Origin of the sequence: Pseudoalteromonas sp. J010 (assembly GCF_003934235.1) — a bacterium.
Lineage (GTDB): Bacteria > Pseudomonadota > Gammaproteobacteria > Enterobacterales > Alteromonadaceae > Pseudoalteromonas > Pseudoalteromonas peptidolytica.
This window is the reverse complement of record NZ_RDBW01000033.1, coordinates 17,312-30,508: the sequence shown is the minus strand read 5'-3', so window position 1 is coordinate 30,508 and position 13,197 is coordinate 17,312. Positions and strand designations below refer to the sequence as shown.

The following is a 13,197-nucleotide window of genomic DNA, read 5'->3' as shown; positions in this document are numbered from 1 at the left end:
GTTACTGCGCTTTCAACTCCACCGAATATAGATCTTTTCTGCGATCTCGTAAGTTACGCACAGTTCCTTCACTATGCAATATTTTGAGCTTATCTAAATCCAAATCACTGAATAGCAGCATCTCGGTATTGGGAGTGGCTTCGTTAAGCGCAGCATCGTGTGGAAAAGCAAAATCTGATGGTGTGAGTACTGCCGATTGCGCATACTGTACATCTAAACTCTCCACTTGTGGTAAGTTACCAACACTCCCCGCGATTACCACATAACATTCATTTTCTATTGCTCGAGCTTGCGCACAATGCCTAACGCGCAGGTAACTATTTTTGGTATCTGTCCAAAATGGCACAAACAAGATGTCTAGACCCTTCTCAGCCATAATGCGAGAAAGCTCTGGAAACTCGACGTCATAACAAACCTGGATCCCGACACGACCGGCATCGGTATCAAACACCTCTATTTTATCACCACCCTTTATCACCCAATCATAGTCTTCATGTGGGGTGATATGAATTTTACGTTGCTCATCGACCTTACCCGAGCGGTGGCAAAGATAACTGACGTTGTAAAGCTTATCGCCTTCGAGCAATGGCATTGAGCCGGTGATAATATTGGCATTATATTCGATTGCCATTTGCGACATTGCTTCACGAAAACGCTCGGTATAAGTGGCTAAAGCACGAATAGCTTCAGTTTGATTTTTGTATTGGCCAAGTCCCATCAGGGGGGCATTAAAAAACTCTGGGAAAAGGATAAAGTCACTTTGGTAATCTGACACCGTATCAACAAAGTACTCCACTTGCTGCATCAACTCCTCTACCGACTCCACACGACGCATTTGCCACTGTACCGCACCAACTCTCACAATGGTTTTTTTGCTCTCAATAACTGTATCTGTCGGCTCAAACAATATGTTGTTCCACTCTAATAACGTCGCGTAACCTTCTGAATCTTGATCTTCCGGCAAATATTGCTTGAGTAGACGTTTGACTTGAAAGTCGTTAGCCAGCTGAAAGCTCAAAATAGGATCATGAAGTTCTTTGTGATCTACTTTATTGATATATTCCATCGGCGACATGCTGCGGCGATATTGCTTGTATAATGGGATTCGACCACCAGCGAGGATCGCCCGCAAGTTATACTGACGACACAGCTCTTTTCGAGCATCGTACAACCGGCGTCCTAACCGCAGCCCGCGATGACTTTTGGCGATAACGACATCTAGACCGTACAACGCATCTGCATTACTATCACTAAAAATTCGACTATGTGCATCCACAATATCCTCGTAAGTATGTGGATTCGAGAATGTTTGATAATCGACTTGCACACTCAGCGCGATACCAACAATTCGCTCACCATCCTTCACGCCAATTTGACCTTCAGGGAATTGGTCAATTAACCTAAAGATTGTGTGGCTTGGCCACGCTCCTCCAAGATCAGGATAGGCTTCATCCATTAACTGCTTTACCTGATCATAATCGGACTTTTCTAGGTTACATAGCGTGATCCGCGCTTTTTCTATAGACATGTCAACTCCAAAGCTTAGGTTACCTTCCTATCTCTACTCTATCACAGTTAACCTTACTCGATACTGAGTAGATTAACCTGAGCTTAGGATAAATAAGCAGCAAATCAAAACTAACCTTCTATACTTGTTTTATTGTGTATAACTCAAGAGCTTAGGTTTGACTAAACACCACCCTTACAGCAGGCCAGATCAAGTCGAGGCACTGAAATTTGCCTTATTGCGTCGTGTCGCGCTGTACTGTATGTGGCTGCATGTCCTGCTGATCGGGGCATTTTGGCATCTTCAAGTGGAGACGCTTGCTATTGTCAATATTGGTAGCGTCACTATGTGGTATATCGGTATTAAACTCATCGATAACAACAAACCTTCTCTCGCACTACGTGTATTCTGCTTAGAGGTCGCATTGCACGCCACCTTAGTATGTGCCTACTTAGGAATGTCTCTTGGGTTTCAATATTACTTGTGGACTGTTTCTTGTTTGATGCTGCTGGACTATCAGCTCAAGCTCAGGCACGCGGTTATTTACTCTGTCGTGCTTATCACGCTTTTTGCCACGCTAAAATTGTTATTTGACGATGTCATCTACCATTACCGATACCAAGAGTTGGTGCCATATGTGCATTTTGCTAATGTACTGATATGTGGTATTCCAATGATTTATACCATTAGCCATATTCGTAAAATGACCGTACAGCAACGCGATGAGCTAGCAGAGCTGGCTGCGCATGACCCGCTTACCAAAATGTTTAACCGCCGCTATGCCAAAGAGCTTATCACCCATGCGAAAGAAAGCTGCATATCCACACACTCACCATTATGTTTAGTGATGGCTGACATTGACCACTTCAAAAAAATTAACGATACCTTTGGTCATGGTAAGGGGGATAAGATTTTAAAGACTGTCGCAAAGACAATACAATCACATATTCTGCCAGCAGATATCGCTGTGAGGTGGGGCGGTGAGGAATTTTTGATTGTATTGGCGCCTTGCTCTGGCGATGAAGCAATGCGACGCATCGAGCAATTACGCCAAGCCATTGAAAGTATCAAGTTTGAGAATAACATAATCAAAATCACCATGAGTTTCGGTATCACCAACTGGGATCACAGCGAGTCTTTTGAGCAGGCTATTCATCATGCAGATGCTGCGCTTTATCGCAGCAAAGAATTAGGGCGCAACTGCATTACAACTGCGCCCTCGATATCTACCACCCAAACGAGTTAACTGCACCCCACCCTTGCTGAACATGACTAAAATAAGGTTATTGCGGTGAAATACGTATTTCGTGAGTCAAGGGCTGCGGTAACAAAGGCGTATTACTTCCAGCGCTGTATTCAGCAAAGCCTGAGCGATAAAAAGGCGAGAGTGGGTGCCCACTTTGCCCACCCGCGACTGTTAAAATCGCGTTTTTAAGATGTCCTGGCTGTGCGATAAAGCGCTGTGAGGCACCAAAGGCTGAACCTTGTACAGCTGGCATAAACGTATCACCAAATGCTGGTACGGTCGGCATATCCAATAGTCCACTGAGCATGGGGATCTGCTGCGAAAATGGATGTTGCACCCGCAGTGCATTCACCTCTCCCCAGCGCCATGCAGCCATATTACTGCCATAAGCATCTCGCAGTCTTTGCTTCGCCAACTCATAGGCCGCAAGCTGTAAATCTTGCCAAGAGTCATATTGACCAAGCCAATCATCTGGTTGATGCGTTAACAACTGCCACAGCCCAGGCTCTAGGTAACGCTTCACCGGCTTTAATGACTGTTGCTCTTGTTGCAGCCCAGCTTCTATCGGTGCGTACAAGGTGTCAATTAGTGCACTACGGTAATACTTAACTAGTGTATACCCGACAGAATCAGCACAAGCACAAGCTTGCCATGCGTCGAGCTTTGCCAAGTCTTGTTGGTATTGTGATGGCTCATGGTGACGTAACAAGTCAACAAGTGACTCATGCCATGGTGCTAAAAATAAAGCTTGGTTATCTAATTGTAATTGATAAAAGTCGTTTTCAATGAAGGCCTGTTTTGCCATAAGGCCATCACGGATCTGTACCGCTCGTGCACCTAGAGCATAGCCACCGTCACCAAAGCGCTGATCGTCCTCTACAGAGACAACTCGAGAGTTAGCAGTCCATAATTTACCGTTAGATGGATTTTGCACGACAGGACGATTCACTTCGTTCTCTTGCCATGCTTGCTCATATGAACGCAGTGCAGCAGCAGTATCGTGGGTTATTTTTCTAGCAGGTACCGCCCCCATTAATGTCCATGCGGCAGCGCCTTGATTATCCACAACCATCAAGTTCTGCACTGGAATACCAACCTTTACTGCATGAGTCGTCGCCGCCTCTGCATCCGCCAATAGCTCCATTCCCACCAATTCCAAGTTAACGGCATAAGGCTGATGTGCAACCCAGCTAAGTGCATACTTATCATCACCGATTTGCTTCACAGGGCCAAAGGCACTCATTTCTAATTGATAAATATGCTCACTACCATCAGGCAGTTTAATTACTTCAGAAACAAGCTGGGTTTTAGTATCAGCAGCTAACGCTACCCAATCAGCCGTATCGACATAACTATTGGTAAACCCCCAAGCAATACTATTATTACTACCAACGACAATGGCAGGTGCACCAGGTAAAGAAACTCCGGTTACCTGCACAGCCTGCCCTTGATGTTGATAGTTTAATTGTGCACGATACCAGATTGAAGGTACATTCAAGCCCAAGTGCATATCATCAGAGAGCATAGCAGCGCCAGTTTTTGTTAACGCGCCCGTCACTGCCCAATTGTTACTGCCATACAAGGGCTGATCTGCGATTGCGCTGGGAAGGTAAGTGCTCAGCGGCTGCGGTAACGTTGGAATAGTCGCAACTGTTGAGTCTATTACACTATTATCTAATGCGGCTTGATACCGACTTGGCTGTAGAATAAAGTCAAGCATCTCATGGCCAAACTTTTGCTCTAATACGATGAGTGCTTCGTCACGTTCATAGGTGCCAGCCTGTAAATCTAAGTACATACCAAAGATAGTCAACAGGCTATCTTCAGGCCGCCAAGCTTGTGGCTCGGCGCCCAATAACAGGTATTCAAAGCTGGTAAACCCCGACTGTATACGGCCATCATTTACACCTTGCGTATACCGAGTTAGGATTTGCTTATGTGACTGTGGTAAAGACATCACAATTTGTCTTGCCCGTTTTCTAAACTGATGAAAGCGCATCTTTTCATCGCGCTTGATTGCTGCAGCACCAAATAACTCACTAAGCTCACCTGCAGCATTACGCCTTAATAAATCCATCTGAAAATAACGATCCTGGCCATGCGCAAAGCCAAGTCCATAAGCCGCATCAGCTCGGGAGCTTGCAGACACGACAGCCTGGCCTAGCGCATCCCTGGCTAACACCACAGGCGCATCAATCCCCACAGCACTTCCCTTTCCATCTAGCGCTGGAAGGCTTAGCGCCAAAGCACCATAAATGCCTGCCGTTCCAATTAGCAATAACAAGAGTACAACAACAGTAAATCGTTTAATCCAAGTAAACATGAATATCCTTAACTTTTTCAGCTACGCAATTTAGGCTTAGAAGATATAGCACGTCATCAACTGATAGACCAACTCTGCCATAACCATAAGACAATCAAGTTAAAGCATTTTATTTTTCAATTAGATTTCGCTTTGCGTGTACTGAACTATAGTTAAAGCATCGTCTTAAACACAATAGCCCCATGACTTCAGAACTATCAACTTCACCGCTTAAGTTTCGCTTTATCAAGTCTAGCTTCTGGCTATTGCTCGTCTTGATCATAGCCGTAGCATGGTATGTTGATCAGGTTAATTATCGCCGTCTTGTTGCTATGGAAAAGAGCCGAGCTACCGAAGAAGTGAATGTATATCGTACCAAGATAGAAGGTGTGCTCGCCAAAAATGTGCAACTGGTTAGAGGGCTTGGAATTGCACTCGCCGACCAAACCACGCTTTCACAACTTCGCTTTGAGCAACTGGCAAGACCCCTATTCGAGACCAGTCAAGTACTCAGAAATATTGGTGCAGCCCCAGATATGCGGCTTGATTATGTCTATCCACTACAGGGTAATGAAAAAGCCATAGGCCTTGACTACCGCACTCATCCAACACAAAAATATGGCGCTTTACTCGCAAAAGAAAGTCGCGAAATAGTAATGGCTGGACCTTTAGAGTTATTACAAGGAGGGACTGGGCTCATTGCTAGAGTCCCTGTGTTCAAGGATAAAACACAGTTTTGGGGATTGTTATCCGTCGTGCTGGATATGGAGAGTTTATATCAACAAACCAACTTAATGGCATTGGAAAGCCGATACCTTGTTGCGATTCAAGGCGTTGATGGTAAAGGCCAAGAAGGCGAATATTTTTACGGCAACAGCAATATTCATTCTTTGTCGCCTATCGCTTTTAGCGTCAATGTGCCATCAGGGCAGTGGGAATTATATGCAGCCCCGAGGATAGGCTGGCAGCCAGAAGCCGCTTCAATATGGCCTTTTCGGCTCGCCATCATCGCACTTATTATCATTTTTATCGCTGCGTTTGTCTTTATCACCCGATTACTAACCCAGTTGCAACGAAACAGCGCAGCACTCACTAACATGGGCATATTAGCTGAAGTAGGCGCATGGGAAATCAATGTGAGTACGCGTGATATTATTTGGTCAGATGTAACGCGAAGCATTTTCTGTGTGCCTAGGCACTTTCAACCAACATGGATGAATACCACAGAGTTTTTTAAAGCTGGATTGCATCGAAGACGTCTGCAAGAGTGTATTGATAGCATCATCAAAACCGGTACCGAGTTTGAAGGAGAGTTCATCATTCACACCATGAATGCGGACGAATTATGGGTCTTAGTAAAAGCGCGCTCAGTACGAAAAGGCAAACGCACGACCCATATTTTTGGTTCAATCCAAAATATCAACAAGCGCAAGTTAATGGAAATGGAGCATGACAAATTTGCTAAAAATAATGAACTACTGGCTTATTTAAGCTCTCACGAGGCACTACTGAATAACCAGCTAAATAAGGCCTTTTCGCTATGCGCTGAAACATGTAAAAAAGGGGTAGAGGCAAATAAAGTCAGTATCTGGCAGTTTAATGATGATAAAACGCTTCTTATTCCCGTGTGCTTCTCTAATGCTACGGTAGATAATCTAGTGCACTTCCCACCATGGCGAAAAGCCATTGCACCTGCTTTTTTTAATGAAATAGAAACTGGACAGCTGATCGTCGCGCAACAAGCTGAAAATCATCCAGCAACACTGGCATTATCTGCAACTTACCTTGAGCCATTTGAGATTAAAGCCATGCTTTGCTGTCCCATAAGCCATAAAAATAATTCCTTAGGTGTGCTGTGTTCAGAGTATGAAATTGACAATCCAGCATGGGGGCAAAGTGATATTCGGCTCACCAAATCTATTGCCGCGATGCTCGGTAGCTTATTTATCAACAAGGCGCATCAACGAGCAAGAAACCAAGCCATTATAGATAAAGATCTTGCTGAACAATCAGCAAAGATGAAAGCAGAGTTTTTAGCTAGTATGAGCCACGAAATCCGCACCCCACTGAATGGGGTAATGGGCATGATAGAACTTGCTATGCATTCAGAGCTAACAGCAACTCAGCACCACCAGCTTACTCTGGCGCATAGCTCTGCAAAATCACTCCTCACAATCATTAATGATATTCTCGACTTTTCCAAAATCGAAGCGGGAAAACTCACAATTGAGCTGGTTGAGTTTGATTTAATAGAAATGCTAAGCAATATGCTGTGCAGCTTTGTGCGCACGGCGGATGCCAATAACAACAAATTACATATCGACTTGTCGGGAATGAAGGTAGGAAAGGCGCAAACTGATCCAAACCGGCTTAAACAGATACTCAATAACTTACTCAGTAACGCCATCAAATTCACTCATAATGGGTCGGTTACGCTCAGCTGCCACACTGAACAAATTGGTGAGCAAACACACTTGTGGTGTAGTGTTGAAGACACTGGGATAGGCATCTCTAAAGAAAAGCTTAATAAGGTGTTTGACTCATTTACACAAGCGGACCTTTCAACAACGCGCCAATATGGTGGTACCGGACTTGGACTGACCATCGCAAAGCAACTTAGTCAATTACTCGGAGGCGACTTGCAAGCATTCAGTAAAGAAGGTATTGGCAGTACCTTTTCTTGTAATGTATTGTTGAATCAAGCGCAACCAATCCCTGTACAGACACATGCTGACGACGCCACCTTGTATGTATTAACTCAAGCAGCTGAAGACTATAATAAACTACTTAAACCATGGAACATTACTTGTCTTCGCGTTGATCAAATAGAGACCCTGCTCACTCAGCTTCAAAGTCCTCCATCACATCTAGCCGTCATTTTAGATGCCGAACAGCTATGTGCAGCACCACTCACACAACAGCAAACACTAAAAGCAGCATTGCTCGAACTCAAGGTGGTTCATGCGGTTGCAGTTGAGGAGCAACATAATCTTGCCATCGATCTTTTTAGTTACTGTGAGCGCGTTTACTATCCAATAACTCCCCATGCCGCGCTCAGTGTATTCAATGCACCATTTACCGATCCGACGCAGTCCAGTAGTAACCATACCTCCAATGATGAAGCACCGCTGCTCGGTCGCACCGTATTACTGGTTGAAGACAATAAAATCAATCAAACTGTTGCTACCACTATGTTAGAACGCCTAGGTATCACGGTAGTATGCGCAGAAAATGGCGAGTTGGCACTTACCCACCTACAGTCAATAAAAGTACCTTATGATCTGATATTTATGGACTGCCAAATGCCTATTATGGATGGTTACCAAGCTGCCCAACAAATACGCCAAGGCGTTGCTGGAAAAGTACATCAAGATTGTGTGATTGTTGCGCTCACCGCCAATGCAATGCAAGGTGATAGAGAAAAGTGCCTAAATGCCGGCATGGATGACTATCTCAGTAAGCCAATTAATTTTGATGACCTGAAAGCGAAAATATGGCAGATGCTGCCACCAGAAGACAGCCAATTTGACTCTTCTATTACACAACAAAATTAGCTCACCTACTTTGCTRCCTGATTGATTAGCGTTATATTAATCCTTACCAAGGCGATGCTAGCAACCACAATGATAATAAGGAAAGCGATGCAACTCGATGCTCATGAACAACGTGTACTAGGTAGTTTGATTGAAAAGCAAGTCACAACTCCTGAACAATATCCCATGTCTCTTAACGGCCTTACCAACGCATGTAACCAAAAGTCCAACCGTGATCCGGTGATGGAACTTTCTCAACATCAAGTTTTAGACACCCTTAAGCGCTTGCAAGAGAAACGCCTGATCACCTGTGACGAGGCATTATCTGGTCGCGTAGATAAGTATAGCCAACGCTTTTGTAACAGTGACTTTGGCCACTTGAAAGTAGACGCTAAGCAAAAGGCCATTGTTTGCTTGTTACTGTTGCGAGGCGCGCAAACACCTGGCGAATTGAGAACTCGTAGTAATCGCTTAGCCGAATTTTCATCGGTCCAAGAGGTTGAGTCCACACTTGCCACTATGCAGCAAAACGAACACGTTATGAAACTTGCTAGAGAACCCGGTAAGCGAGAGAGTAGGTACCAACATTTATTCGGCGATCAAGCAGAACAAACCAGCGCCATCGCCAGCGATTCAGAGCCAGCAGTACAAAGCCAGACAGAGCTTGAGAGCTTAATGGCTGAGATAGAGCAGCTAAAACAAGAGCTGGCTACAATCAAACAGCATTTAGGACTTTAAAAAACACGCTCATCACAACATAATATAAGCTTATAGCCCCTGAAAGTATTGAGGAACCAGTATGCGTGAAGCAATCATGGCTGAAATGAAAGTTCAGCCTGTTATTGACCCAGAATTTGAAGTTAAACGACGGATCGCTTTTTTGAAAGCGCGGTTACAAGCCTCTGGCTGCTTCACTCTCGTACTTGGGATCAGTGGCGGTGTCGACTCTTCAACCTGCGGACGCTTATGCCAGTTAGCCATTAATGAACTTAACGCAGAGCATGAAACGGGTGCTTATCAATTTATCGCTATGCGCCTACCTTATGGTATCCAAGCAGATGAAGATGAAGCTCAACTTGCACTTGATTTTATTCAGCCGAGCCAGCGCTTAACCGTGAATATTAAACCTGGTGCCGACGCTATGCACGAGCAAGCGTTGGGCGCAATGGCAGGAAGTGCGCTCACTCTACCATCTCAAACCAGCGTCGATTTTATCAAAGGCAATGTCAAAGCACGCCAGCGCATGGTTGCGCAATATGAAATTGCCGGCCTTACTCGTGGCCTAGTTGTTGGTACTGACCATAGCGCAGAGAATATCACCGGCTTTTACACTAAATTTGGTGACGGAGCATGTGATCTCGCCCCGCTGTTTGGTCTATCGAAACGTCAAGTTCGCTCGTTAGCCGCATACCTAGGCGCTCCAACTGGTCTAGTAAACAAAACGCCAACGGCTGATCTTGAGTGTGATCGCCCAGGTCTTGCTGATGAAGAGGCATTGGGCTTGAGTTATGACGATATAGATGACTTCCTTGAGGGCAAACCTATCAGTGATGAAGTGAGTGAAAAGCTCATTACCATTTATCAGCGAACACAGCATAAACGCCAACCTATCCCAACGGTTTACGACGAGTTATACCAATTTGCTTAATTAAGTGGTCTATTTTGAGGCGAGAAAACCTTGTCGATAACGAGGCAAAAATTTTGCTATTTAGTTGTTCTAAATGAGAAATTTTTAACGCTGTTAGCGTCAGGTTTACTCCTTCAAATTGAGCAAGTATTAAGTCAAATTGGTATTATAACTCAATTTCTGACGGTGCAGTGCTTGCATTGCACCACAGCCATTACTTTACTTAACCTCTCAAGGTGACTGATTTATGAGCCAAGCAGCTGCACCTATCTTAATAACTGGCGGCGCCCAGCGCATTGGACTTGCTATGGTGCATCATTTTATCGCGCGCCAACAGCCTGTCATATTAACCTATAGAACCAGGCACCAAGTGATCGATGAGTTAGAGACACAAGGCGTCACTTGTATTCATGCTGATTTTGATGAGCCAGATACAATTACCAAACTGACCACGGACATTCGCTCACGCACAAACACACTACGCGCCATTATTCACAACGCATCAAGTTGGGATTGTGAAGCCAATAACCCTGACTACGCAACCCTGTTTGACAACATGATGCGAATACATGCAAAAGTACCCTATTTGATTAATCAAGCATTAGGCGAGTTATTGGCTGCCGACGATGCCATTGGTGATGTGATCCACATTACTGATTACGTAGTAGAAAAAGGTAGCCCAAAACATATTGCTTATGCCGCAAGCAAAGCAGCACTAGATAATCTAACGCGATCATTTGCCGCCAAATTTGCACCTAAGGTCAAAGTTAATAGCATTGCACCTTCACTGATTATCTTTAACCAAGATGATAGTGAACAATACAAAGCAAAAACATTGAAAAAGTCTATCATGGGAATAGAGCCTGGGAGCAAAGAAGTCATTAACAGCGTTGAAATGATCTTAAATAGTAATTACATGACGGGTCGTACGATACAAATCGACGGCGGTCGTCATTTGAGGTAGCGCATTATGCAAGACGAATTACAACAGAGTTATAAATCAATCATAGCAGCCGTTGGCGAAGATACGGGTCGAGAGGGATTACTAGATACCCCCAAACGAGCAGCAAAGGCAATGGAGTATCTGACTCAAGGTTACCGACAAACATTGGATGAAATCACCAATAATGCTGTGTTTACCTCAGATGCAGATGACATGGTACTGATCCAAGATATTGAACTGTACTCCATGTGTGAACACCACCTTCTGCCTTTTGTGGGGCGTTGTCATATTGCTTATATTCCAAATGGCAAAGTACTTGGATTATCAAAGTTTGCACGTATTGTTGACATGTTTGCACGACGCTTTCAAATCCAAGAGCAACTTACCCACCAAATTGCCAAAGCTGTGGAAGAAGTAACAGGCGCCAAAGGGGTCGGTGTCATTGTTGAAGCTAAACACATGTGCATGATGATGCGTGGCGTAGAAAAGCAAAACTCCAGCATGCGCACCTCGGTTATGCTTGGTAACTTTAGAAGCGACCCTAAAACACGTAACGAGTTTTTGCAGTTAGTGAAAGGATAAGTACTGTATGTCCAATGCCATCATTAAAGTAACAAATCTAAGACTTCGCACTTTTATTGGCTTTAACCCTGAAGAGCGAGAAAAAAAGCAAGATGTCGTTATCAACCTTGAGATCCACTATCCGGCGGATACGGCATGCTTAGACCACGATAATGTCACCCACGCGCTGAACTATAAAACCGTGACTAAAGCGGTTATCTCCGTGGTTGAAGAAGGGCATTTTTTGTTACTTGAAAAGTTGGTTGCCGACATTCTGTCTGAGTGCCATCGTCACGAAGATGTTACTTATGCAAAAGTAACTGTGGATAAGCCTCATGCACTCAGATTTGCAGACTCGGTTTCTTTGACTCTCGATTGGCATCGAAATAAGCTGTAAATAACGTTGTCCTTCCTTGCCTTATGACATCACCTGTAAGGCAAGGAATATCACGAGCGCATAGCGTACTCCTTTTCCAAGCGCCACTAATAAAAAGAACCAAGTAAATGACGTTCTTAAAGAACCTGCCACCACGGTCAACGGATCGCCAACAATAGGCAGCCACGCAAATAACAATGAAAACTTACCATAGCGGTTAAAGTGGGCACATGCGCTATCATACTGCTTTTGAGAAATTGGAAACCACCGTCTATCTCGCCACTTGACGATAAACCACCCTAAATAATAATTCACACAGCTCCCAAGCAAATTACCAGTTGTTGCCGCAACCCATAACCACAGCAACTCACCTTGTTGTTGTGTCACCAAGCCGCTGAGTGCTAGCTCAGAGGAGGCAGGAAGTAAGGTAGCAGCAATAAACGCAAGTCCAAATAACGAAAGATAAATCATAGTGACGAAGGTGATACCAATCTGCGTTAGCAATTAGGCTTTAAGAAATTATCCAAGTGGGGCAATATACTTAAATACACGCCATACTTCAAAAATACTCACACGCTCATAGGACAAAGCATGAAAACAATAATAAAACCCTTGCTGCTTGCTACTTTGCTCACAACCGGGCTAAACGGATGCAGCACGTCTCATGAAGCACCGATTGCATCTGGGTATCAAACCTATATTCAAGTGGGCGAGCGCTTTAAACATCTAAACCTAACCGATATTAACGATAACAAAGTCGCATTTGAAGCTGAGCACAAAAAACTGGTGATATTATTTGCAACTTGGTGTTCTGACTCACAGCGGCTATTGGACGAGTTGCAAGCGTCTTCATTACTCAACATGTCAAATTTAACGATTATTGCCATTGGCCGCGAGCAAAATCAGACTACACTGAAACAGTTCAATGATACCCAAGCACTACCTATCCACTTTGTCGCTGATCCTAACCGTACGATTTACAACAGCTATGCAAATAAAGGGATACCCAGGTTAATATTACTCGATGAGCAAAATAACGTATTACAGACACTTATTGGTGAGCAGCCAAACACATTATCAAAACTTCGCTGGAATTAATGAG

At 44.2% G+C, this 13,197-nt stretch carries 11 protein-coding genes; 8 read left to right on the top strand and 3 right to left on the bottom strand.

The features are described from left to right. Position 1: 1 nt before the first annotated feature. Complete coding sequence (locus EAG18_RS17255) at positions 2–1,528, bottom strand: bifunctional GNAT family N-acetyltransferase/carbon-nitrogen hydrolase family protein (RefSeq protein WP_125253605.1); 1,527 nt, start codon at positions 1,526–1,528, stop codon at positions 2–4. 157 nt (positions 1,529–1,685) lie between these two features. Between EAG18_RS17255 and EAG18_RS17250 the strand changes: the two genes are divergently transcribed. Next, complete coding sequence (locus tag EAG18_RS17250; RefSeq protein ID WP_125253604.1) at positions 1,686–2,753, top strand: diguanylate cyclase; 1,068 nt, start codon at positions 1,686–1,688, stop codon at positions 2,751–2,753. Between the two features lie 37 nt (positions 2,754–2,790). Here the strand turns inward: EAG18_RS17250 and EAG18_RS17245 are convergent, their stop codons facing one another. Continuing rightward, positions 2,791–5,076, bottom strand: a complete 2,286-nt coding sequence (locus EAG18_RS17245) for a penicillin acylase family protein (protein ID WP_125253603.1) — start codon at positions 5,074–5,076, stop codon at positions 2,791–2,793. 182 nt (positions 5,077–5,258) lie between these two features. Between EAG18_RS17245 and EAG18_RS17240 the strand changes: the two genes are divergently transcribed. From EAG18_RS17240 to folX, 6 genes are all read left to right on the top strand, one after another. Next, positions 5,259–8,609 carry an ATP-binding protein gene (locus tag EAG18_RS17240; protein ID WP_125253602.1) on the top strand — a complete coding sequence of 1,117 codons (3,351 nt, stop codon included), beginning with the start codon at positions 5,259–5,261 and terminating at the stop codon, positions 8,607–8,609. A gap of 87 nt (positions 8,610–8,696) precedes the next feature. Then, positions 8,697–9,326, top strand: coding sequence for a DUF480 domain-containing protein (locus tag EAG18_RS17235; RefSeq protein ID WP_125253601.1), 630 nt, complete (start codon positions 8,697–8,699; stop codon positions 9,324–9,326). Positions 9,327–9,387: 61 nt separating this feature from the next. After that, complete coding sequence (nadE, locus tag EAG18_RS17230) at positions 9,388–10,236, top strand: ammonia-dependent NAD(+) synthetase (protein WP_125253600.1); 849 nt, start codon at positions 9,388–9,390, stop codon at positions 10,234–10,236. A 226-nt stretch (positions 10,237–10,462) separates the two neighbouring features. Beyond that, complete coding sequence (gene folM / locus EAG18_RS17225) at positions 10,463–11,179, top strand: dihydromonapterin reductase (protein WP_125253599.1); 717 nt, start codon at positions 10,463–10,465, stop codon at positions 11,177–11,179. A 6-nt stretch (positions 11,180–11,185) separates the two neighbouring features. Next, a complete protein-coding gene (gene folE / locus EAG18_RS17220; RefSeq protein WP_125253598.1) occupies positions 11,186–11,740 on the top strand; it encodes a GTP cyclohydrolase I FolE in 555 nt (184 codons plus the stop codon). Between the two features lie 7 nt (positions 11,741–11,747). Continuing rightward, entirely contained in the window at positions 11,748–12,116 is a 369-nt protein-coding gene (gene folX / locus EAG18_RS17215; protein WP_125253597.1) for a dihydroneopterin triphosphate 2'-epimerase, read from the top strand. A 21-nt stretch (positions 12,117–12,137) separates the two neighbouring features. Here folX and EAG18_RS17210 read toward each other — a convergent pair whose 3' ends face one another. Continuing rightward, positions 12,138–12,566 carry a YqaA family protein gene (locus EAG18_RS17210; protein ID WP_125253637.1) on the bottom strand — a complete coding sequence of 143 codons (429 nt, stop codon included), beginning with the start codon at positions 12,564–12,566 and terminating at the stop codon, positions 12,138–12,140. Between the two features lie 120 nt (positions 12,567–12,686). Here EAG18_RS17210 and EAG18_RS17205 point away from each other — a divergent pair, with 120 nt between their 5' ends. Further along, positions 12,687–13,193, top strand: a complete 507-nt coding sequence (locus tag EAG18_RS17205) for a thioredoxin-like domain-containing protein (protein ID WP_125253596.1) — start codon at positions 12,687–12,689, stop codon at positions 13,191–13,193. Positions 13,194–13,197: the final 4 nt, after the last annotated feature.